We start from the raw sequence: 20,595 nt of genomic DNA, 5'->3' as shown, positions 1-20,595 counted from the left end.
AGCCGGCGTGCACCGGGAGTCAGCGTCGGCCGGCCTCGCCCAGCCGCAACGCCAACGCCGGACACGCCGCCACGGCGCGATGGGCGTGACGACGCTCTGCGGGCCGAACGGGGTCACCGTCGACGACCGGGAATCCCCACTCGTCGAGCCGGATGTGTTCGGGCACCAGCACGGCGCACAATCCGTGGCCGTCGCAGCGGGTCCAGTCGACGACGAGTCGGTGTGTGGTGCGAGGGTCACGCCGGGTCATCGCCGGGCCCCGATCGGGTCGTCGGGGTCGTCGGGGTCGTCGGGAATCGGCAGGACTCCCAGGATCGGCCGGCCACAGCCGCCACGGAGGTGCGCATCGACCTCGTGGCCGAACCGCGTCAACGCCGATGCCGCGAAGCGGGCCACACCGTCGGGGTGGTTGCAGCTCCCGCGACCGGCCATCATCCCCAGACGGCGTCGGATGGCGTCGGGGTCGCGACGTTCCCCGCGCGCGAGTGCGGTCATGTCCGCGGCGAGGGCGTCGAGGCCGAACACGCAGGGGCCACACTGGCCCGCGGAGCGGCGCGCCGACCACTGCACGACACGGGCGATCTCGCCGAGTGCGCAGGTCTCGGTGGGCAGCACGACCACGCTGCCGACGCCACGCCCCAGATGTCGGTCGTGCAGGAATCGGTGATCGAGCGGTATGTCGAATTCGGTCGTCCACGCGCCGTGATATCCGCCGAGCAGAACCGGCTCCCGGGTCGGCCCGGTCAATCGGGACAGGCGTGTTCCCACCGGCACCTCGGCGACCGCCCGGAACGGGACCGCGCCACCGGTGGTCATCAGCATGGTCCCGCGTTCGGGTCCGAAGCCCAACTCCGCGAACCGGTCGACGCCGAGGCCGGCGAGCAGTCCGAGCTGGGCGAATGTCTCGACATTGGACGCGAAGGTCGGTGCCTTCCCGATCCCGCGGCGCGACGCCGAGACGCGGCGCCCGGTGGGCACCGCCGGTCGTCCGTCGAGGGCCTCGATCAGGGCGTGCACCTCACCGGACACCACGCTGTGGCCCGTGCGGGTGACGATCCGGCACCGAGCGGCATCACGGCGTTCGTCGCATGCGGCGGTCAGCGAGTCCGCGGCGACCGGGTCGGGGACCACGATCGTGATCCGATCCGTCTGCAGGGCGGCCGCGACGAGCAGCGCACCGTCCACCACGTGATGGGGGGCCAGGCACAGCAGCGCCTTGTCCTTGCTGCTGGTGGGGTCGCTCTCGCTGCCGTTGACCAGCACGTGGGTGCGCCTGCCCGGTGCCACCGCGGCGAGCTTGTCGGCGACCGGGAACCCGGCACCTCCGCGTCCACGCAGGCCGACCCGGTGGGCGGCGTCGATCAGCCAGGTGCGGTCCCGATGGGGTGCCGCACCGGTGAGCGCACGGTGGCGGGAATGGCCGACCCGGCCGGCAGTCGTCCCGGCGAACAGCCGGTCGGCTCCCAGGTGTGCCACCTGCACCGTGGATTCCATGGGCCGGTGACTCGCGGCGGTCACCGAGTTCGAGGTCGCCGTCATCGCAGTATCTCCTGTCGGGTGGTGGTCGTTGCCGGGGTCGGGGTCGGGCTCCGGAGAGGATGACGAATCATGATGCCCCGCAAGAGAAGTGACATGCCGACGGAACCGGTGCACAGGCCGTGGATCGAGAGGGCCCACCAGGTGTGGGTGTCGGTGCCGGCGCTGAATCCGTGATAGATCGCGGCGGCCCATGCGAGGTAGGCGATGGCGTGAACCGTCCGCCAGCTCCGGACCGCTCCGGCCGACGACGCGAAAAACCTTCTCGTGAAACCGGATACGGCAGCAAGGGTGAAACCGTACAGTGCGACGACCCCGAACGCCACGGCCACCGGGCGGTAGCCCGATCCGAACGGGAGGAGTGCCGCCGCCGGTGGGACGTCGACCGCGGAGTCGACGAGGATCAGCGCGATGTGCATGAGGAGCGCGAGGAGCCCGATCACGGCCAGCGTGCGGTGGTGGAGCTGCCGGGTGATCCGGCGTTCGGCCGCCCCCGGGTCTGCGCGGTGCCGGGACGGGGTGACGACCCCCGCCAGAACGCCCAGACAGATGCTCCCGGTGAGTGCGACGAGCGCGACGAATCCCAGTGCGCGGATCAGGTACCAGAGTGTCATGCGGCAGCCTCGATCACCTCGGGGTCGTCCGGCCAGGCGCCCAGCCGTGTCACGCGGCCGTCGGTCCCGACGAGGCGCGCCGGCTTGCCTGTGGTCAGCAGGTCGACCACCGCACTCGCCGCGTCGACCAGCACCCAGGTGCTCGCGATGTTGGCGCCCAGTGCGGTCGGCGCCCACACCGATGCCGACCGCCACCGGCCGTCCGCGGGCGTTCCGGTGGACGGGTCGATGATGTGATGCCGGGCGGTCCCGGCGGCATCGGTCCACGACCGGTCGAGCACAGACGATGTCGCGAGGCCGCCGTGGGTCAGGCCGATACGGGTGGGGTCGTCGCCCTTCCGCTCGGCGACCTCGATTCCCCAGGGTGCCGGTCGTGCGCCGGCGGTCGAGAGGTCACCTCCGATCGACACCAGCACCGGGCGGCCGGTGCGGGCATGCGCGCGGCGTGCGGCGGCATCGGCGGTCCAGGCCTTCGCCGTCGCGCCCAGATCCACCGTCACGCCCGGTGGGAGCGTGACGATCCGGCGGTCGCCGTCCAGGCGTACCGATCGCCAGTCCGCGCGTCCCGGGTGACCACCGGGGGGACGAGAGATGGTGCGGTCTCCGGGTTCCCGGCGATGCCGGACGACGGTGATGTCGTCGTCATAGCCCGCCCGGATCAGGTCGCCCCCGACCGTCGGATCCACCGCGCCACGGGTCGCCGAGGCGGCGTCGAGGGCCACCTGGAGGAGTTGAAAAGCCAAGGGGGAGAGAATTGTCGGCGCTCCACACGCGGAGTTCAGCCGGCTGATCTCGGAGTCCGGGTCGAATCGGTTGACCGCAGCTGCGACCCGGCTCATGAGTTCACGGATCTCGACGACGGCATCGCGGGTGAGGTCGGCGCGCCGGGCGGGTTCGCGACAGTCGACGGTCAGCTCGACCGTGCACGACCACGCCGTCCATCGTTCGGGGTCCCCGGCGGCGGTCATGACGCGTGACTCGATCCGTGCATCGGGCCACCTTGATACGGGGTCAGCGCACCCGTGCCCGGATTCTCTGGGATGTCATCGGTCGTCTGCCCGGTCGACCCCTGGTCGGAGGTCTGCGACTGCGTCACCGTGGACGTGCCGGTGACCGGTGTGCCGACAGATCCGCTGCCGGTATGGGCTGCCGCGACAGCGAAACCGGCCGCGGCCGCAAGACTCACCCCGGCGGCGGAGAAGGAGAAGATGCGGTTGCGGGACCGGATGCGGTCCCGTCGATCGTCGGCCGGGTTGTGCTGTGTGGGATCTGGCGGGCGCAGCTGCATGTCACCACGGTGCGCGCATCCACGTCAGGAATGCCTTGTCGGACCGTCAAATCCACGTCAAGAAAGCGACATTCGCACGCCCCGCATCCCCGACGCCGCATCGGTGATGAGCTCCAGCGCGCCGCCGGTGTTCTGCGCCACCGACCGGGCGATGTCGAGGCCCAGGCCACTCGATCCGCGGTCGCTGCGGCCACGGGTGAGGGCATCTGCGGCGATGCCCGGACCACGATCGAGGACGTCGATCGTCACGTCGCCGTCGCGCTGCGCCACCCGGACCGCGAGGTCGGTTCCCTCGGGAGTGTGGGCCAGGACGTTCTCGATCAATGCGTCGAGCGCTGCGGCCAGATCCGCCCGCGCGGCGCGGACCGGCACCTCGCCGGGGGGCAGATCGATGTCGAGGCGACGCCCCTGATCCTCGGCGAGGGGCGCCCAGAACCCGGCCCGGTCGGCGGCCACGGCGACGGCATCGGACCGGGGATGCAGCCCCTCCCGCTGGGGACGACGGGCGGCATGGATCACCTGCGTGAGGGTGCGTTCCAGATTCGCGACGTGGTCTTCGAGCTCGGAGGTGATCTCGCCGGGCGGCAGTGCCTCGACGGACAGGCGGACCGCGGTCAGCGGGCTCCGGAGTCGATGGGACAGGTCGGCGACGTTCTCACGTTCGGCCAGCAGCAACTCGTCGATCCGGTCGGCGAGGGAATTGAGTTCCACGGCGACACGGGCGACGTCGGCGGGGCCGGTCGCCGGGGCGCGGGCCGTCAGGTCGCCCCGGCTCAGTCGTTCGGCCGTCTCGGCGGTCCGCTGCAGCGGGCGGACCAGCCGTCGGGAGGTGATCTCGGCTGCGGCCCCCGCGATCAGGAGCAGGCCGGCCGCGACACCGATGACCAGCAGATAGCGCCGCAGGACCTCCTCGCGGAGGATGTGGGCGGGCGTGAGGGCGTAGACGTGGATCTGCCCGCCCGGCCCGCCGACCGTGGCGGATGCGAGCACATCGCCGTCGGGCAGGCGCGATGTGGCAGCGGTGGAGACCACGTCGAGTCCCGAGTATCGGGGGTCGCGGTCGTGCTCACCGTGGCCTTCCGCGTGTTCTTCGGCGGGATCACGAGGCGAGGTCGACGGGGACGCCGAACCCGGTGCCGTCGAACCCCGGGGCGCGGCTGTCGCGTCCGAGGGCAACTGCGCGCCGAGCACATCGCCGTCGGGCATCACCACCGTGACCCGTTCGTCGGAGCGCTCGTTGCGGCGGTCGAGGTACTGCGTCACCACCGTGTCATCCGCATATCCACCGGTGCTGAGGTAGTCGGCGGTGCTCTGCGCGGCGTCCCGGGTGGTCTGCTCGGTGTGGTTGTAGGAGTCCGCTCGCAGCAGCACCGCTATCGGAACACCTGCCAGCACGATGATCAGTACGGCGATGCCGATGGCCAACAGGAGGATTCGGGCACGAAGGCTCACCGGCCACTCCCGGGGTCGACGAGTTTGACACCGACACCCCGCACACTCGCGAGATAGCGCGGACTCGCCGCGGTCTCACCGAGCTTGCGTCGCAGCCAGGACAGGTGGACGTCGACGGTGCGGTCGGCACCACCCCAGGGCTGTTGCCAGACCTCGGCGAGCAGCCGGCTCTTGGAGATCACCTCTCCCGGGTGTTGCATGAGTATCTGCAAGAGATCGAATTCCTTGCGGCTCAGTTCGATCGGACGGTCGTCGAGGGTGACGACGTGTGCGACCGGGTCGAGGCACAGGCCCCCGACGACGAGGACGTTGTCGGGTGTCGACGGTGCGGACCTGCGGAGTACCGCCCGGATCCGCGCGTCCATCTGCGCTGCCGAGAACGGTTTGACGAGGTAGTCGTCGGCACCGGCGTCGAGGAGTCGGATGATGTCGCGTTCGTCGTCGCGTGCGGTCGCGACGATCACCGGTACGTCGTGGATCTGCCGAGTCACCGCGAGGATGTTGGCGCCATCCATGTCGGGCAGGCCGAGGTCGAGGATCACCACTTCGTGTCTGCGGGCGTCGAGGGCGGTGATGGCCTCGACGCCCGATGCGACTGGGGTCACCGCGTGCCCGTGGTCGGCGAGGCCTCGGGTGAGGGCGTGCCGGATGGCAGCATCGTCTTCTACGAGCAACACCTGGACCATGAAGCGACAGTAACCCCACCGGGATGCTCTACTCTATAGACTATGGTCCGCAGGTCAGGGGCACCGGCGTCGCGCAGCGTCCGACGACGTCCGCGGCTGTCCGACGAGGTGTCGGAGTACGTGCGTGAGCTGATCGTGTCCGGGCAGCTGCAGCCGGGTGAGTTCATCCGGCCGGAGAACGTGGCCGAAGAACTGGGGGTGTCGGCGACGCCGTCTCGCGAAGGTCTGCTCTCCTTGCAGAGTGAGGGACTGCTGCGTGTGGAACCCCGGCGCGGATTCGTGGTGGCCCCGCTGAGCGGCGACGACATCGAGGATGTTTTCGCCGGGCAGGCACTGCTCGCCGGCGAACTCACCGCACGTGCCACACCGCGACTGTCCGCCGACGATCTGGCGCGACTCGAACAGCTACAGGAGGAACTCGAGACCGCGGCCGCCGCGGTCGACGGCGACGAGGTGGAACGGCTCAACCACGAGTTCCACCGCACCATCTACCGTGCGGCCGGATCTCCCAAACTGTCGTGGATGATCAAGTCCTCGCTGGGATATGCGCCGCGCCGGTTCTTCGCGTCGGTGCAGGGCTGGCCGGACGCGTCGGCGCACGACCACCGCGCCATCCTCGACAGTCTGCGTCTTCGTGATCCCGATGCCGCCCGCAGCTCGATGACCGACCACGTCCGTAAGGCCGGACAGCTCCTCGCCGAGCATCGGCGCGGGGAATAGCCGCCAGCCCGGTCCGAGGTGGCCGGGTGGGGAGGCCGGTGGCGGACGTTGTGACTGGGCTGGTCGTCGGCTCGATCATTGTGTGGCGCAACTCTTTGGCTTGGTGGTTGAGTCGCGACCGAGCGTCGCGTGGATGCGTGTCGAATCCCGGTGAGGTTGTGACTGGGCTGGTCGTCGGCTCGATCATTGTGTGGCGCAACTCTTCGGCTTGGTGGTTGAGCCGCGACCGAGCATCGCGAGGACGCGTGTCGAAACCTCGGTGAGGCTGCGCCGGGAACGCGCCGACGTCCGACATGAGGGTGAGCTGCCGGTAGATCAATCGTCGCGCGGGTGTCTCGTCCTCGGGTCGGCCAGTGCTCCGGCGATCGCGAACCGCACCGACGTGTCGATGAACTCCTCGTCGAGGGGGCGATCCACGAGAAGCGCGCGCAGATACGCGGGGGCGACGAGCGTCTCGATCAGGCGGAAGGCATCGGTGCCGGCGGGGAGCTCGCCCCGTGCGATCGCCCGGTCGACGAGCGGGGTGGCGTTGGTGAATCGTCGAGGGAAGAAGGCGGCCTTGGCCGCGATCACCGAGCTGTCGTCGTCGTCCATCGCGGCCGCACCCCGGACCACCCGGAGTACCTCGCGGCGGCTGAGCAATGCGACGATCTGCCGGAGGAACGCCTCGAGATCGGTCTCGAGAGTTCCGGTGTCGGGCAATGGGTTGTCTCGTTCGGCGAGCTTGACCAGTGCCGCTGCCGCAAGGTGATTGGTGGTCGGCCATCGGCGGTAGACGGTCGTCTCCGCGACACCCGCGGCCTGGGCGACACCGCGGATGGTCAGGCCCGGGAGTCCGCGCTCGAGCAACTGCTCCAACGCGGCCGCGGCGACGGCATCCTGCACGCGCGCGGACCTGCCGCCGGGTCGTCGCCGACCGGGAGACTGCGATTCGGGAGACTGCGATTCGGGAGACGCCGATTCGGCAGACGGCGATTCGGCAGACGGCGATTCGGCAGACGGCGACGTATTCGGCTCCGACACATACACCAGCATCCCAGGGCAGTGCACCGTTCACGTCGTGCCCTCGCCGTTGACGAGTCTCGGCGTGACGGCTACCGTTCGCTAACGACAGTCTATCTAGCGTTAGGTGGCGTTATGTCAGTGACGGAGTTGGCGATCGTCGCCAAGATCGGCCGCGAGGTGTTTCCTCGTGCCGATGTTCTCGCCTGGGAAGACATGCGTATCGACGCAGCGGCGAAGAAGATCGGCGCTCCGGCGCCGGCCCCGGCTCCGATCGGCGACCGGCGCGAAGCGTGGTTGCGAGTCAAGCAGGACCTCGGCAACGACGAACTGCTGCGCCGCCTCGGGCGGGACACCACCATCGCGGGCGCGATGGCGCGAATGGCGAAGCTCTCGGGTCGTCGGCGCAAGAGCGTGACGGATCTGTTCGTGCCGGGCGGTTCGGCGCGGCACTTCACCGAGTGGTTCACCGGGATCACGGTCGCCTCCGACGAGGCGGCGCTGCTCCGGGCCTGCCCGGACCACTTCGTGCTGCGGATGCACAACGGAACGCAGCAAGTGCTCGAGACGAACGGTGGCAGTCCGTTCGCGGCGTTGTTCGACATCGACTACGACGATGTCTCCTCGCTCACCACACCGATCGATCTGCAGTTCCCGTACCGGCTCGACGGTGTCGCCCGGGGATCGGACGGCACACCCATCGGCGGTGTCCGACACCAGTTCCGAGACACCTCCGACGGTGTCCACGCCCGGCTGCTGGTCGAGTTCCCGTTGACCGTGCCCGGCATCGTGGTCCGCGGTCACCGGTGGCACCTGGCTTGCGAGTTCGCCAACTGGTTCGAGGCCGCGGTCGCCTCCGGGGCGGCCTGATCGTGGGAGACCAGACCATGGGATGCGGGGGATTCGATCCCGACCTCGCAACCCCATCTGCCACCACGGACTCCGGAGAAGGACTGATGGACGGGCGATCAGAACCGCTGACGGGCACCTCATCGCCGGCGGAGACCACGGTGTCGTTTCGGTTCGCGGCGGTGGGCGACAGCTTCACCGAGGGTGTCGGCGACCGGCGGCCGAACGGCACGATGCGCGGGTGGGCCGACCTGGTCGCGGAGGGACTGGCCACCGCGCGGGGTGAGGCGATCGGCTACGCCAACGTCGCGGTTCGCGGGCGACTGCTGGCACCCATCGTCGACGACCAGCTGGCGGCCGTGCTGGCCCTCGACCCACCGCCGACGCTCGTCACCCTCAACGGCGGCGGAAACGACATGCTCCGCCCGCACTGTGACGTGAGTCTGCTGCGCGACCGGACCGAGGAGGCGATCCTCGCCTGTGCCGCCTCCGGTGTGCGGTTGATACTGCTCAGTGGCCCGGACCCCTCGGGACGGTTGCCCTTCGGATCGGCCATCGGTGCCCGGGGAGCCGAGCTCACCGCGATGTTGGCCGGCCTGGCCACCGCACATGGCGTGGAGTTCGTGGATCTGTTTCACACCATGGCGTTACGCCACCCGGGCTTCTGGTCGTCGGATCGCATTCACCTCAATCCCGTGGGCCACCGTCGTGCCGCGGCCGAGGTGCTCACCGCGCTGGTCGACGCGACGCCCGAGGTGCCGTCACCGCCCGCGGGGTCGCCGTCGACGCCGTGGGATGCCGTCACCTTTGGGCGTGACCATCTGTTGCCGTGGGTGATCCGGCATGTGCGGGGCCGGTCGTCGGGTGATCTGGTCGACCCCAAGCACGACGATTGGGCGGTGATCGGTCCGGCTACGCCGGCGTGATCGCGGCGATGATGCGCTCGGCACGCGCGACGACCGGCGGATCCACCATGTGCCCGTCGACCGCCACCGCCGACGAGTCCGACGATGCAGCCTCCAGAATCGAACGCGCCCAGGTGATCTCCTCTTCGGAGGGGGCCAGGCAGGTGTGGACGGTGGCGACCTGTGCGGGATGGATGCACAGCTTGCCGGTCAGCCCGATCCGGGCGGCATAGGTCACGTCGTCGACGAGCTTGTCGGTATCGCGCAGGGCGGTGGTGACCCCGTCGATCGGCGCACCGATCCCGGCCGCCGCCGATGCCGTCGCCAACGTCGACCGCGCGAACAGCAAGGCCTCGCGGTCTTCCGGATCGGCCCCCACCTGAACCGCGAAGTCGATGGCGCCGAAGGCGATTCGCACCACACCGTCGAGGTCGGCCAGCGCCGGGGTGGTGAGGATACCGCGTGCGGTCTCGACCAGCGGGATCACCGGTGCGCCGGTGGCGGTGGTCACCGCGGCCACCTCGTCGGGGAACTGGGCCTTGGCCAGCACCACCGGCGCCGAGAGTCGTTGCGCGAGAGCGACATCGTCGTCATGCCACGGGGTTCCGGCGGCGTTGATCCGGATCGCCGCGGAATTGCCTGCGCCGAACCACTCGGCGATGTGCTCACGGGCGGCCGGCTTGTCCTCGGGGGAGACGGCGTCCTCGAGGTCGATGATCACCACGTCGGCACCGGCAGTGGCGGCCTTGTCGAACCGTTCCGGCCGGTTACCCGGAACGAACAGGAATGTCCTTGCGGTGGAAAGGATCTGCGCGGTGGGCGCAGCCGTTGTGGTCATCAGAACTCTCCCTTTCCGGAGACGTGCACCGTGCCGTCGCCCGTGATCACCTGCAATGTGACGGTGCCGTCGTCACCCGGGGTGCCCTCGACGCGGAACCGGTCGCCGGCGAACAGTGGCCGTTGAAGTCGAAATGTGAAGGTGCGTAACGATGTCCCGCCGTTGTTGAAACGGGCCAGCTCGGCCAGATAGGTGGCCAGCAGCGGGCCGTGGACGACGAGGTCGGGATAGCCCTCCACCCCGGTCGCATACGGGAGGTCGTAGTGGATGCGGTGGGAGTTGGAGGTCAGTGCCGAATAGCGGAACAGGGCCGGCGGTGTCGGGGCGGGCTCGTCGGTCCACGGCGCGGTGGCCGCGGTGAGTTGGGTCGTCGGCCGGGTGAACGTCGTCGAGTGCCCGGAGTCGCTGCGGTACACCAGATCCTGCTCCTCGGTGAGCAGCGCTGCGCCGTCCTGGACATAGGTGGTGGTGACGGTGACGAACAGCAGGTCGCCGGTGCGGCCATGCTTCTCGGCGATGTTCGTGATCGCCGAACGCTTCTCGGTGGGGATGCCGAGCAGCAGCGGTGCGGTCGAGGTGATCCGTGACCCCGCGAACATCCGTCGGCGGTCGGGGATCGGTGGCAGGAAGTGTCCCTCTGCGGGATGGCCGTCGGCCCCGAGTGCCCCGGTCGACGGCCACTCGGAGAAGTAGATCCAGTGCCACGGCAGTGGCAGTCCATCGCCATCGGCGAAGGTGTCGGCGAGATCGAGGGTGTATGCGAGCCGGGTGGCCTGCGACGGGTCGAGTCGGTCGGTCTCGACCGTGGGTGCGGGGCTCCAGCCGGCGATGTGATCGCGCAGCGTCGATTCGCTCTTCGTCACGACAGTCCTCTCAGAGGTCGAGCCCGCCGCGCTTGACGAGCTGTTTGGCGATCACGTTCTGCTGGATCTCATTGGTGCCCTCGCCGACGATCATCAGCGGGGCATCGCGGAAGTACCGTTCCACATCGTATTCGGTCGAGTATCCGTAGCCGCCGTGGATTCGGACGGCGTCGAGAGCGATCTCCATGGCGGTCTCCGAGGCGAACAGTTTGGCCATCCCGGCCTCCATGTCGCAGCGCTCACCGGAGTCGAGACGTGCCGCCGCGTCGAGGAGCAGGCTGCGGGCGGCCGCGAGCTTGGTGCCCATGGTGGCGAGCATGTTGCCGACCGCCTGGTGCTGCCAGATCGGCTGACCGAAGCTCTCCCGCTCCTGGGCGTACCGCAGCGCGTCGTCGAAGGCCGCGCGGGCGACGCCGGTGGCTCGGGCGGCGACCTGGATGCGGCCGGTTTCCAGGCCCTTCATCATCTGGGCGAAGCCTCTGCCCTCGGTGCCGCCGAGGACGGCGTCGGCGGTGACGCGCGCGTCGACGAAGTTCAGCTCGCAGCTCTCCACGCCCTTGTATCCGAGTTTCGGGAGATCCTTCGAGACGGTGAAGCCGGGGACCTTCTCGACCAGGAGGATGGAGACGCCCTTGTGGGCGGGTTCGGCAGCCGGGTCGGTCTTGCACATCAATGCGACCAGCCCGGACCTGCGTGCGTTGGAGATCCAGGTCTTGGACCCGTTGATCACATACTCGTCGCCCTCGCGTCGCGCGTGGGTCTTCATGTTCTGCAGGTCCGAGCCGCCGCCGGGTTCGGTCAGCGCCATGGTGGCGCGCAGCTCGCCGGTGGCCATCCGGGGCAGGTATTTCTGCTTCTGCTCCTCGGTACCGAAGGTGAGGATCAGCTTGGCGACGACGGTGTGGCCGCCCATCGCCCCGGCCAGGCTCATCCAGCCGCGGGCGAGTTCCTCGGTGACCTGGGCGTAGCAGGGCATCGACACCTGGGCGAACCCGTACGGCTCGGGGATGGCCAGGCCGTAGATGCCCATCTCCTTCATCGTCTCGATGAGGTCCTCGGGGTAGGTGTTGGCGTGTTCGAGCTCGCGCACGACCGGACGGACCTGCTTGTCCACGAAGTCGCGCACAGTCGCGACGATCGCCTGTTCCTCGGTGGACAGTGTGGGCATGGGAGCCTCCTGGGCATTCCTCGACGGCCTCGATCGGTCGGCCCGTCTCTATGGAACATAGACTATAGAGTTCGACGAGGGAAATCACCTGCGTTCGGTTCGTCGCAGGTCAGGGCTGGAATCGGTGTCGGTACGCCGACGGCGCGACCCCGTATCGTGCGACGAAGTTCTGCCGGAACGTCACCTCACTGGCGAAGCCGCAGGTGTGGGCGATCTGTCGGAGGTCGTGGTCGGTGGTCTCGAGGAGTGACCGCGCGGCCTCGAGACGTTGTTGCACAACCCAGCGCGCCGGCGTGGTGCCGGTGTTCTCTCGGAAGTGGCGGAGGAACGTTCGGCGGCTCATCTGGGCACGCGCCGCCAGGCGGTCGACGCCGAGGTCGTCGTCGAGGTGGGTGAGCGCCCAGTCGAGCACGGCACTGACCGACGTCGGGTTCTGGGTGGTGGGTAGCGGTCGCTCGATGTACTGGGCCTGGCCGCCGTCTCGATGCGGGGCCACCACCATGCGGCGGGCGACGCGGTTCGCGAGTTCGGTCCCGCGTAGGCGACGGATCAGGTGGAGGCACGCGTCGATCGACGAGACGGTTCCGGCCGACGTGATCACGTCCCCGTGATCGATGTAGAGCACCGAGTCGTCGACGCTGCCGCATCGTCCGCGCCGGGCGAGGAGATCGGTGGCCAACCAATGGGTTACGGCACTTCGATCCGACAGGATGCCGGTATCGGCGACGGCGACGGCACCGAAACACAATCCGGCGATGACGGCGCCACGCGCATGGGCCGCGCAGATCACCGAGCGGAGCTCGTCGTCGGGTTCGGGCCAGTGGTCGGGCCAGGACGGGATGATCAGGATGTCGGCGTCGGTGATCGTCTCGGGACCCGACACCCCAGTGAGCCCGTGCCCTTCGGTGAAGGCGACCGAGCCGGGCGTCGTCGACCACAGCGTGATGCGCCATTCCTCGGTGTCGGGCGCCAGGTCGGCAGCGTCACGGAACACCATCTGAGGTGCGGCGACATGGAACATGCTGACGCCGTCGAAGACGTAGATAGCGATGTGCATCGGTTCGCCTCCATGGCGCAATCTCATCGGAAATCGGCATTCGTGCCACTTCTGGCGACGACGATACCGCCGCAGACTGCTCACACGGGCCCGAAGACGAGCCCCTGCCGAAAGGAACTCCGATGACCGCACCCCGCCGAGCACTGGTGATCGTCGACGTCCAGAACGAGTACTTCCAGCCGCCCATGCAGGTCCAATACCCGCCGGTCGACGACTCGCTGGCCAACATCGTGCGTGCCGTCGACGCCGCGACCGAACAGGGGTTGCCGATCGTCGCCCTGCAGCACACCCTGCCTGCCGAGGCGCCCGTGTACGCCGAAGGCTCGCATGGCTGGAAGCTGCACCCGGAGATCGAGCGGCGTGTGCGTCCCGAGTGGAAGCTGGCGACCAAACAGTTCGGTACCGTCTTCGGCGGAACCGATGTGGCCGAATGGCTTTCGGATAAGGAGGTAGATACCATCACGGTGGTCGGGTACATGACCAACAACTGCGACCTGGCGACCGCAGCCGAGGCCGAGGTGCGCGGGCTGTCGGCGGAGATCCTCTCCGACGCCACCGGAGCGATCCATCTGGCCAATGATGCCGGCAAGGTCTCGGCTGAGGTCCTCCACAACACCTTGATGGTTCTCTACCATTCGAACTTCGCCGCGGTCGCCACCACCGGTGAGTGGCTGGATGCCGTGAGTTCCGGTGTGGCCCTCTCCAAGAGCAACCTCGTCGAGTCGGCGATCTCGGGAGCCCAGGCGCAGGGATAATCTGCAGGCCCCAGGCGACCACAGCACTCGGACATGCCGATACGTCTTGATGATCCTGTGCTCGTTCGTGATCGAGCCTGGATTCCCGACTGCTGATCGAGCCGGAACCGTGCATCGCGAGGACCCCCCGAACGATGATTGAGCCGGGACCGAGCGAAGCGAGGACCCCCGAACGCTGATTGAGCCGGGACCGAGCGAAGCGAGGACCCGTGTCGAAATCTCCGCAGCCTACGTCGGATGCGTGACCACCTGCGAAGTGGTCACGCCGGCGAGTTCGGCCGACAGAGGTTTCGACACGCCTCGTCGCTACGCTCCTCATCGGCTCAACCACCAACCGCCCGTTGCCGATTGAGCGAGGACCCCCCCAACGATGATTGAGCCGGGACCGAGCGAAGCGAGGACCCGAGTCGAAATCTCCCCAGCCTACGTCGGATGCGTGACCACCTCCGGAGTGGTCACGGTGACGAACTCGGCCGACAGAGGTTTCGACACGCCTCGTCGCTACGCTCCTCATCGGCTCAACCACCAACCGCCTCTTGCCGATTGAGCCGGGACCGAGCGAAGCGAGGACCCGAGTCGAAATCTCCGCAGCCTACGTCGGATGCGTGACCACCTCCGGAGTGGTCACGCCGGCGAGTTCGGCCGACAGAGGTTTCGACACGCCTCGTCGCTCCGCTCCTCATCGGCTCAACCACCAACAGTCTCTTGCCGATTGAGTGGGATAGTCCCGAACGGTGATTGAGCCGGGACCGAGCGAAGCGAGGACCCCCGAACGATGATTGAGCCGGGACCGAGCATCGCGAGGACCCGTGTCGAAATCTCCCCAGCCTACGTCGGATGCGTGACCACCTCCGGAGTGGTCACGGTGACGAACTCGGCCGACAGAGGTTTCGACACGCCTCGTCGCTACGCTCCTCATCGGCTCAACCACCAACAGCCCGTTGCTGATTGAGCCGGGACCGAGCGGAGCGAGGACCCGAGTCGAAATCTCCGCAGCCAACGTTGTCCCCAACAACCCCATAGGTGAACCCGAACCCCCACGGTGAACAGCCGACCCACTTTATCCACAAATACTGATCACCTTGACAATTCGACGTCGGTTCGCCTATGCGTTCGCTACAATAGAACACATGCAGGGGGAGCTGGACACCATTCTCGACGCACTCATCGATTGTCGTTTCGACGACGATCCGACCGGGCCGGTCGTCTTCGCGGACATGCAGACACTGGTCACCATCAGGAATGTGATCGATGCGCTGGCTGCTGCCGGGGCCGGGCACTTGGATCGGCTCCGGGTGGCGCAGAAGCATGGACACAAACCGATCGCCTTGTTGATCGAGATGGGTCTCGCGCCAGCCGTCGCTGCCCGGATGCAGCGGATCGGGACCTCGGCGGTGGTGGAGCGCACTGTGAACCATGCTGCCGAAGGGGCGATCTCCGGTGAACACGTCGACGCCATCGTGCGCGGACTCAACCAGATCGGGATGCGTGCCGGGGAACCACCCGACACCGACACGTGGGCGACCTTCGAAGGCGACCTGTTGGCCCAAGTCCTGTCCGGCGCGACACCGGCTGAGGTGATGGCACGCGCCCACCAATTGGGGGACCATCACTCATCGGATACCGACGGTGGACGCCCGGCGAAAGAGGACCGCAACCTGAATGCTCTGGATATCGGGCGCACCGATGATGGACGAGTGTCGGTGTCCGGTTCGCTGGATGTTGTTGTCGGGGAGAAGTTGGCGACGGCGATCGAGAAACTCTCGGCACCCGTCCCGCAACCGGATGGTTCGACAGACCCACGCGAAGCGCCCCGACGCCGCGCTGACGCCTTGGAGATGGTGCTTGACATGGCCGCCGGTGCCGGGGAACGGTCGGTCACTGCTCTACCGGCAGCGTTGATCACCCTGTCGGTACCCGCCGATACACCAAACAAAACCGAGTTGGCGTTCGGTGGGTCGATCACCCGCAACACTCTGCTCGAAACGACGTGTGACGGTGTGGTGGTGATGACCATCGTCGACGGCGAACGCGTCCCACTCGACATGGCGCGGTCGAAACGGTTGTTCACCGCCGGCCAGCGGCGCGCCCTGTTCGAGCGGGATCGGTGTTGCATCAAGTGTGGTGCCCCGGCGTCACGCACTCAGGCCCATCACATCGCGCATTGGTCGGATGGTGGTGCCACCGACCTCGCCAACGGTTGCCTCCTGTGCACCTCGTGTCACGCCGACGTCCACCACAACGGATGGGATGTCTATATGGGACCCGACTCCCATCCGTGGCTGATCCCACCCGAGACCGTCGATCCACGGCGACGCCCGATCCCCGCCTACAACCGGCGGTTCGCCGATGAACTACCGAATGCTGCCTGACTGTCGATAGAGCTTGTGTTCTTTGAGAACTTCATAGAGATAGGGGTGGGTGTCGGAACCTCCGCCGGTCACGTTGGTGAGTTCGGCCGGCGGTGGTTTCGACACGACTTGTCGCTACGCTCCTCGTCGGCTCAACCGCCTACGGCCGGTTGCTGATTGAGCCGGGACCGAGGCGCCCTGCGCTCCTCGTCGGCTCAACTCAACCATCAACGGCATACGTGGAGTGCCGGATGTCGATGTGCGCGGCCTCGGCTGCGCAGCATCAACCGACGGACGCGGCGTGCGCGTCGAATCCGTCGGCCGCGAAGATCGACTGAAGGCGTCGTCGTCGGACCCCGATGTTGCCGCCCTCGATGAGGGGGTAGGCCAGCACGTCGTTGAGGATCGAGGTCAGGGGGTGCGCGCGGTCATATGCGGTGACACCGACGACCTGGACGAGACTGTTGACGACCTCGAGAGCGGTCTCGGAGCCGAAGACCTTGGAGTGCAATGCCCACTCTTCACCGGCTGGGTGACCTCCGAGGACGGCGTCCATCGCCCGCCACGAGATGAGGCGCGTGGCCTCGATTTTGCCCTTCGCCGTGGCGAGAGCATCGCCGACGGCCTGGTGCTCGATCACGGGTACGGACCCGTTGCGGGAGTCGGTCCGGGCAAAGTCGAGGGCGATGTCGAATGCTCGGCTCATCGCCGCGGTGGCAAAGACTCCGATCGATGCGCCGCTGGCGAGAAAGGCATTGCGGGTCAACGTGACTCCATCACCCTCGGCACCGATGAGATTCGACTTCGGCACTCGCACATCGACCAGGCGGATCCGGGAGGTCAGGCATCCGCGGAGCCCGGGGAGGTCGTAGTGCTTCTCGACCTCGATGTGCCCGGCGAGGTGCTCGCGTTCGGCGATGATCACCGACACCCCTCCCGGAGCACGGCAGACGATCGCCATCACGTCGGGTCCGTGACCGTCCCATCCGGACAGGAACGACGCCCAGGCCTTGCTGCCGTTGATCACGTAGTCGTCGCCGTCAGGCGTCGCGGTCGTCTGGATTCCGGCAGGCGGAGGGGCATCGAAGTTGGCGCTACCACCCGGCTCGGAGTACGCCATCGCCGCGATCGGTGCCCCGGACGGTGCGAGGAACGGGGCGACGAACCGGCCGATCTGCTCAGGCGTTCCGGCGGCATAGACGGGCATCAAGGCGATCAACGGCCCGGCCATCGAGATGAAGAAGTCGGGGCAGATCCCTGCCCACTGCTCGATGAGAATCGACGCGTCGATACCGCTGCCCGCGGTGCCTCCCACCGCGGGCGGGATCATCGCCCGCAGATATCCCGATTCGACCGCGGCCTCGAATGCCGGGCGACCGACCAGAGCCCGCGTCAGCGGGTCGGGTTCGGCAGCGAAGTCCGCGGCGAGCGGCACGAGGTGCTCCTCGGCAAAGTCCTTGGCTGCGTTACGCAGTTCGATCTGAGAAGGCGTGAGGGTGAACGAGAATGCCATGGGAGTCTCCGGTCGGTGTAGGACGAGAACTGGACCATTCGAGATTCCCGCGTGCACCGAGTGGGAGGCCAGGCGTTGCGTGCACCGTTCTGTGCAGAACGTGCACCCACGGTCACGAACAGGTCCGGCGAGGACCCTGCGCGCGCATATCGCGCGGGCTGACCCCGAACTGGCGCTGGAAGGACCGGCTGAATGTGGAGGGGTCGTCGAAGCCGCAGTGGTGGGCCACCTGGCTGATCGTCGTCGTCACCGTGGGGTCGGTGAGACGCCGCCGCGCCCGTTCGAGGCGAACGTGGCGCACCGTCTGCGCGAATGTGGTGTCGGAGTCCTCGAACAGGCCGTGCAGGGTCCGCGGCGAGATGTGGAATCGAGCACTGACCGCGGCCACGGACAGGTCTTCGGCGATGTTGTCGCGGATGTACCGCAGGACGTCGCGTCTGAGCGACGACTTCAGTGTCGGGCCGGGAATCGGTTGGGACAGAATGCCTGCGGCGACCGCCGAGACCAGCGCATCGGTCATCTCCGTCGCCGCCGCCGCAGTGGACTCGAATTCCCACAGCGCACACATGAGGTTCCGGACGACGCGTCCGGCAGGTGCGTGGTCGAACGGACGGGCGGTCGGCACACCGACATCACCGACCCGTAGATCCAGCTGCGACTTGGGGATACGAAACGACATGACCTTCCAGTCGGTGCCGTGGTCGAACCAGTACGGCTGAGTGGTGTCGACGAGGATGGCCTCGCCCGGGTGAACGACCGCCGAGTGGTCACCCTGGCGGGCGTGACAGTCGCCCCGCAGCTGAAGATTCAAGAAGTAGTGCGCACCATCGGTCTGACGCACCTGTCGGCGCCCGTGTGCGGTGTGCTGGGCCCGCGATTCGACGGTGGACCGCATCAGCGTTCCGCAGGGACGATTCTCCACTCGGCCATGCAGCCCGCCATCATCCGGAGCGAGATCCGCGCGCAGCGGAACGAACGCCTGGCAGAGCACGTCGTGCCACACCGCACGTCGATCGCGCTCCGGATGGTCGGCGAGGTCCCAGACGGTGGTCATCACCCGATTCTCGAGGAACCGAGAAGCGGATCCGTGGCCCTTGCGTTTCCTCCGGATCACGGAGTGCTCACGGGTATCCGACATCGAATGCCGCTCGGGCGGTGACGATCACACACATCCGCTGCCCCCGGCCTCGGTCACACCCAGTCGTCGCTGAGCCGGCCCGCCCAGTTGGCGAGTCGCTCGGTGGGCCCGGCCTCGGCCCGTAGGGTGACCACCGCGGCGAACGGGACCTCGTCGGCGGCGCGGATCTCTGCCGGGATGAACCGCTGTGCGATCTCCGATGTGACCGCGACGATCTCGGGGTCGGCCTCCGGGTTCTGACCGGTGGCGACGGCGAGGTCCCAGCCATGTACCAGCGATTCGTTGACGTATCCCCAGAGCGCGCCGGCGCCGGGGACCGTTCCCCATGGAACGGTGACCGGCGCGGTGAGTTTGGCGTCGTCGGCCCACAGGTCGATGGCCTCGGCGACCGTGGCGGCATAGGTCTCGGCATCGAAGACATCGGCGACCGGGTGGACGGCGAAGACATCGGCACCCGACCCCAGGGCGACTGCCCGGCGGGCGGTGCCGATCAGATGCGAGGCGAGCGTCCGGACGTCGAACTCGGTGCACGGGGTGCGGTTGTCCCACTGGTCCGATCGGACCGCCGACAACAGATCGGTCACCCACGAGGTGGCGGCGGCATAGGCCGGACGCGGATCGGTCGGTGCGGCAGGAGCAGCGGACTGAGTGGTGTCGGGCTGGGTCATGGTTCTGTCCTCTACGGGTTCATCCGCGGGCCTCTCCCGCGATGAACACCACCCAACTCCTCATACATGACACCTTCTGTCATGTTTACCCGGACAATCGACATCATGCGTGCCGAACGTCTGTTGTCGCTGCTCATGCTCCTCAAGGTGCACGAGCGGATGACCGCAGGCCGGATCGCCGAGGAACTCGGGGTCTCGGTGCGCACCGTCCTGCGGGATATCGACTCCTTGTCACTGTCGGGAATCCCGGTCTACGCCGAACGAGGCCGCTCGGGAGGCTTCGCCCTGCTCCCCGGATATCGGACCGACCTCACCGGCCTCACCGCCGACGAGGCGACCTCACTCCTGGCCGGGGCGGGTCGACTGGACACCCCGGCTTTCGCGGCGGCGCTGCGCAAGGTCGCCGCAGCCCTTCCGGAAGCGCATCGTGCGCAGGCCGTCCGCTCGGCGCAGCGCGTCCTGGTGAGGCCCGAGGGGTTCGTCCGGTCACCGCAGAACCTCGAGGCGCTCGGGCCGGTGCAGCAAGCGGTCTTCGACGGCCGGCGCATCCGCATCCGGTATCGCCGTCCGGACCAGGCCCAGCCGCGCGAGCGGGTTCTTGACCCGGTCGGGCTCATCGTCGCAGGTGACACCTGGTATCTGGTTGCCAATGCCGCCGGCGACGAGCGACTGTACCGGATCTCGCGGATGAGTGTGGTGGAGATCCTCGACGAACCCGCGCATCGCGATCCGGACGTCGACCTGGCGGAGATCTGGGAGCGCCGCCGCCGGGAGTTCCGGGGCCGCTTCGAGTCCGTGGACGTGGTGGTGCGTTGTGCGGCGGAGCACGTCGTCGGCTTCGAGCCGAGTGCGCAGGTGTGTGGGATCGGCGACGACCCCGACGAGGCAGGACGCGTCCGGGTCGCGCTCCGATTCGGTGACCGGGGCGTCGCCCTCAAGGTCGTGTGGATGGGGCTGATCGAGCGTGACTTCCGGGTTGTCGAACCAGGCTGGCTGCGTGATGAGATCAGAGAGAAGGCGGCGCGCATCACGGCGGGGCATGATGGCGCGAGCGGGTCGGGGTGATCCCTTGTCGGCGGTGATCCTTTGTTGGCGGCGAATCACGTGCGTGGTGACGTGGCTCCGAGGCGAATCGTCACAACTGGCTAACGGCGGTTGCCAGGATTTCCTGGTCGCCACCGACTCGGATAGG

Annotated in this window: 21 protein-coding genes; 6 read left to right on the top strand and 15 right to left on the bottom strand. The window is 67.9% G+C overall.

Annotated features, from left to right (window positions below):
- Window positions 1–19: 19 nt before the first annotated feature.
- From ACWDUA_RS22590 to ACWDUA_RS22560, 7 genes are read right to left on the bottom strand one after another with little or no spacing between them, the layout of a single operon-like run.
- Window positions 20–250, bottom strand: a complete 231-nt coding sequence (locus ACWDUA_RS22590; protein WP_449753257.1) for a ferredoxin — start codon at window positions 248–250, stop codon at window positions 20–22.
- Complete coding sequence (locus ACWDUA_RS22585; protein WP_449753256.1) at window positions 247–1,539, bottom strand: NADH-ubiquinone oxidoreductase-F iron-sulfur binding region domain-containing protein; 1,293 nt, start codon at window positions 1,537–1,539, stop codon at window positions 247–249. Before ACWDUA_RS22585 ends, ACWDUA_RS22590 begins: the two co-directional genes overlap by 4 nt.
- Window positions 1,536–2,150, bottom strand: coding sequence for a hypothetical protein (locus ACWDUA_RS22580; protein ID WP_449753255.1), 615 nt, complete (start codon window positions 2,148–2,150; stop codon window positions 1,536–1,538). The genes ACWDUA_RS22585 and ACWDUA_RS22580 overlap by 4 nt, the downstream gene beginning before the upstream one ends.
- Window positions 2,147–3,118, bottom strand: a complete 972-nt coding sequence (locus tag ACWDUA_RS22575) for an FAD:protein FMN transferase (protein ID WP_449753254.1) — start codon at window positions 3,116–3,118, stop codon at window positions 2,147–2,149. Before ACWDUA_RS22575 ends, ACWDUA_RS22580 begins: the two co-directional genes overlap by 4 nt.
- Window positions 3,115–3,438, bottom strand: coding sequence for a hypothetical protein (locus ACWDUA_RS22570; protein WP_449753253.1), 324 nt, complete (start codon window positions 3,436–3,438; stop codon window positions 3,115–3,117). The genes ACWDUA_RS22575 and ACWDUA_RS22570 overlap by 4 nt, the downstream gene beginning before the upstream one ends.
- A 57-nt stretch (window positions 3,439–3,495) precedes the next feature.
- On the bottom strand, window positions 3,496–4,890 hold the full coding sequence (locus ACWDUA_RS22565; RefSeq protein ID WP_449753252.1) for a sensor histidine kinase: 1,395 nt from the start codon (window positions 4,888–4,890) through the stop codon (window positions 3,496–3,498).
- Window positions 4,887–5,576 carry a response regulator transcription factor gene (locus tag ACWDUA_RS22560; RefSeq protein ID WP_449753251.1) on the bottom strand — a complete coding sequence of 230 codons (690 nt, stop codon included), beginning with the start codon at window positions 5,574–5,576 and terminating at the stop codon, window positions 4,887–4,889. Before ACWDUA_RS22560 ends, ACWDUA_RS22565 begins: the two co-directional genes overlap by 4 nt.
- Before the next feature lie 42 nt (window positions 5,577–5,618).
- Between ACWDUA_RS22560 and ACWDUA_RS22555 the strand changes: the two genes are divergently transcribed.
- The gene (locus ACWDUA_RS22555) at window positions 5,619–6,296 is read left to right on the top strand and encodes a GntR family transcriptional regulator (RefSeq protein ID WP_020792741.1); all 678 of its coding nucleotides are present in this window, start codon (window positions 5,619–5,621) and stop codon (window positions 6,294–6,296) included.
- 315 nt (window positions 6,297–6,611) lie between these two features.
- On the opposite strand, the gene ACWDUA_RS22550 is transcribed toward ACWDUA_RS22555, so the two are convergent.
- Window positions 6,612–7,181 (bottom strand): TetR/AcrR family transcriptional regulator, encoded by a 570-nt coding sequence (locus ACWDUA_RS22550; protein WP_449753250.1) that lies wholly within the window; start codon window positions 7,179–7,181, stop codon window positions 6,612–6,614.
- A 252-nt stretch (window positions 7,182–7,433) separates the two neighbouring features.
- On the opposite strand from ACWDUA_RS22550, the gene ACWDUA_RS22545 reads away from it, so the two are divergent.
- Together ACWDUA_RS22545 and ACWDUA_RS22540 are read left to right on the top strand one after the other, a co-directional pair.
- Complete coding sequence (locus ACWDUA_RS22545; RefSeq protein ID WP_449753249.1) at window positions 7,434–8,168, top strand: hypothetical protein; 735 nt, start codon at window positions 7,434–7,436, stop codon at window positions 8,166–8,168.
- 140 nt (window positions 8,169–8,308) lie between these two features.
- The gene (locus tag ACWDUA_RS22540; protein ID WP_449753248.1) at window positions 8,309–9,073 is read left to right on the top strand and encodes an SGNH/GDSL hydrolase family protein; all 765 of its coding nucleotides are present in this window, start codon (window positions 8,309–8,311) and stop codon (window positions 9,071–9,073) included.
- On the opposite strand, the gene ACWDUA_RS22535 is transcribed toward ACWDUA_RS22540, so the two are convergent.
- The 4 genes from ACWDUA_RS22535 to ACWDUA_RS22520 form a co-directional block, all read right to left on the bottom strand.
- Complete coding sequence (locus ACWDUA_RS22535) at window positions 9,060–9,890, bottom strand: HpcH/HpaI aldolase/citrate lyase family protein (protein WP_449753247.1); 831 nt, start codon at window positions 9,888–9,890, stop codon at window positions 9,060–9,062. The genes ACWDUA_RS22540 and ACWDUA_RS22535 overlap by 14 nt on opposite strands.
- Complete coding sequence (locus ACWDUA_RS22530) at window positions 9,890–10,753, bottom strand: hypothetical protein (RefSeq protein ID WP_449753246.1); 864 nt, start codon at window positions 10,751–10,753, stop codon at window positions 9,890–9,892. The genes ACWDUA_RS22535 and ACWDUA_RS22530 overlap by 1 nt, the downstream gene beginning before the upstream one ends.
- A 10-nt stretch (window positions 10,754–10,763) precedes the next feature.
- Window positions 10,764–11,921 (bottom strand): acyl-CoA dehydrogenase family protein, encoded by a 1,158-nt coding sequence (locus tag ACWDUA_RS22525; RefSeq protein ID WP_449753245.1) that lies wholly within the window; start codon window positions 11,919–11,921, stop codon window positions 10,764–10,766.
- Window positions 11,922–12,030: 109 nt separating this feature from the next.
- A complete protein-coding gene (locus ACWDUA_RS22520) occupies window positions 12,031–12,978 on the bottom strand; it encodes a GlxA family transcriptional regulator (protein WP_449753244.1) in 948 nt (315 codons plus the stop codon).
- A 122-nt stretch (window positions 12,979–13,100) separates the two neighbouring features.
- Between ACWDUA_RS22520 and ACWDUA_RS22515 the strand changes: the two genes are divergently transcribed.
- Together ACWDUA_RS22515 and ACWDUA_RS22510 are read left to right on the top strand one after the other, a co-directional pair.
- Window positions 13,101–13,733 (top strand): isochorismatase family protein, encoded by a 633-nt coding sequence (locus ACWDUA_RS22515; RefSeq protein WP_449753243.1) that lies wholly within the window; start codon window positions 13,101–13,103, stop codon window positions 13,731–13,733.
- A gap of 1,130 nt (window positions 13,734–14,863) precedes the next feature.
- The gene (locus tag ACWDUA_RS22510) at window positions 14,864–16,105 is read left to right on the top strand and encodes a DUF222 domain-containing protein (protein WP_449753242.1); all 1,242 of its coding nucleotides are present in this window, start codon (window positions 14,864–14,866) and stop codon (window positions 16,103–16,105) included.
- Window positions 16,106–16,367: 262 nt separating this feature from the next.
- On the opposite strand, the gene ACWDUA_RS22505 is transcribed toward ACWDUA_RS22510, so the two are convergent.
- The 3 genes from ACWDUA_RS22505 to ACWDUA_RS22495 form a co-directional block, all read right to left on the bottom strand.
- Window positions 16,368–17,597 (bottom strand): acyl-CoA dehydrogenase family protein, encoded by a 1,230-nt coding sequence (locus ACWDUA_RS22505; RefSeq protein WP_449753241.1) that lies wholly within the window; start codon window positions 17,595–17,597, stop codon window positions 16,368–16,370.
- Window positions 17,598–17,709: 112 nt separating this feature from the next.
- Window positions 17,710–18,651 (bottom strand): helix-turn-helix domain-containing protein, encoded by a 942-nt coding sequence (locus ACWDUA_RS22500; protein WP_449753240.1) that lies wholly within the window; start codon window positions 18,649–18,651, stop codon window positions 17,710–17,712.
- Between the two features lie 137 nt (window positions 18,652–18,788).
- Window positions 18,789–19,403, bottom strand: coding sequence for a TIGR03086 family metal-binding protein (locus ACWDUA_RS22495; RefSeq protein ID WP_449753239.1), 615 nt, complete (start codon window positions 19,401–19,403; stop codon window positions 18,789–18,791).
- A gap of 105 nt (window positions 19,404–19,508) precedes the next feature.
- On the opposite strand from ACWDUA_RS22495, the gene ACWDUA_RS22490 reads away from it, so the two are divergent.
- The gene (locus ACWDUA_RS22490) at window positions 19,509–20,468 is read left to right on the top strand and encodes a helix-turn-helix transcriptional regulator (protein WP_449753238.1); all 960 of its coding nucleotides are present in this window, start codon (window positions 19,509–19,511) and stop codon (window positions 20,466–20,468) included.
- Window positions 20,469–20,595 lie beyond the last annotated feature (127 nt).

The sequence above is a fragment of the Gordonia sp. NPDC003376 genome (genome assembly GCF_053589235.1).
This window is presented reverse-complemented; position numbering and strand designations above follow the sequence as displayed.

What these genes read in the sequence shown, in the direction of transcription:
- ACWDUA_RS22590 (WP_449753257.1), bottom strand. Translation starts at nt 250, where the DNA reads ATGACCCGGCGTGACCCTCGCACCACACACCGACTCGTCGTCGACTGG.
- ACWDUA_RS22585 (WP_449753256.1), bottom strand. Translation starts at nt 1,539, where the DNA reads ATGACGGCGACCTCGAACTCGGTGACCGCCGCGAGTCACCGGCCCATG.
- ACWDUA_RS22580 (WP_449753255.1), bottom strand. Translation starts at nt 2,150, where the DNA reads ATGACACTCTGGTACCTGATCCGCGCACTGGGATTCGTCGCGCTCGTC.
- ACWDUA_RS22575 (WP_449753254.1), bottom strand. Translation starts at nt 3,118, where the DNA reads ATGACCGCCGCCGGGGACCCCGAACGATGGACGGCGTGGTCGTGCACG.
- ACWDUA_RS22570 (WP_449753253.1), bottom strand. Translation starts at nt 3,438, where the DNA reads ATGCAGCTGCGCCCGCCAGATCCCACACAGCACAACCCGGCCGACGAT.
- ACWDUA_RS22560 (WP_449753251.1), bottom strand. Translation starts at nt 5,576, where the DNA reads ATGGTCCAGGTGTTGCTCGTAGAAGACGATGCTGCCATCCGGCACGCC.
- ACWDUA_RS22555 (WP_020792741.1), top strand. Translation starts at nt 5,619, where the DNA reads ATGGTCCGCAGGTCAGGGGCACCGGCGTCGCGCAGCGTCCGACGACGT.
- ACWDUA_RS22545 (WP_449753249.1), top strand. Translation starts at nt 7,434, where the DNA reads ATGTCAGTGACGGAGTTGGCGATCGTCGCCAAGATCGGCCGCGAGGTG.
- ACWDUA_RS22535 (WP_449753247.1), bottom strand. Translation starts at nt 9,890, where the DNA reads ATGACCACAACGGCTGCGCCCACCGCGCAGATCCTTTCCACCGCAAGG.
- ACWDUA_RS22525 (WP_449753245.1), bottom strand. Translation starts at nt 11,921, where the DNA reads ATGCCCACACTGTCCACCGAGGAACAGGCGATCGTCGCGACTGTGCGC.
- ACWDUA_RS22520 (WP_449753244.1), bottom strand. Translation starts at nt 12,978, where the DNA reads ATGCACATCGCTATCTACGTCTTCGACGGCGTCAGCATGTTCCATGTC.
- ACWDUA_RS22515 (WP_449753243.1), top strand. Translation starts at nt 13,101, where the DNA reads ATGACCGCACCCCGCCGAGCACTGGTGATCGTCGACGTCCAGAACGAG.
- ACWDUA_RS22510 (WP_449753242.1), top strand. Translation starts at nt 14,864, where the DNA reads ATGCAGGGGGAGCTGGACACCATTCTCGACGCACTCATCGATTGTCGT.
- ACWDUA_RS22505 (WP_449753241.1), bottom strand. Translation starts at nt 17,597, where the DNA reads ATGGCATTCTCGTTCACCCTCACGCCTTCTCAGATCGAACTGCGTAAC.
- ACWDUA_RS22500 (WP_449753240.1), bottom strand. Translation starts at nt 18,651, where the DNA reads ATGACCACCGTCTGGGACCTCGCCGACCATCCGGAGCGCGATCGACGT.
- ACWDUA_RS22495 (WP_449753239.1), bottom strand. Translation starts at nt 19,403, where the DNA reads ATGACCCAGCCCGACACCACTCAGTCCGCTGCTCCTGCCGCACCGACC.
- ACWDUA_RS22490 (WP_449753238.1), top strand. Translation starts at nt 19,509, where the DNA reads ATGCGTGCCGAACGTCTGTTGTCGCTGCTCATGCTCCTCAAGGTGCAC.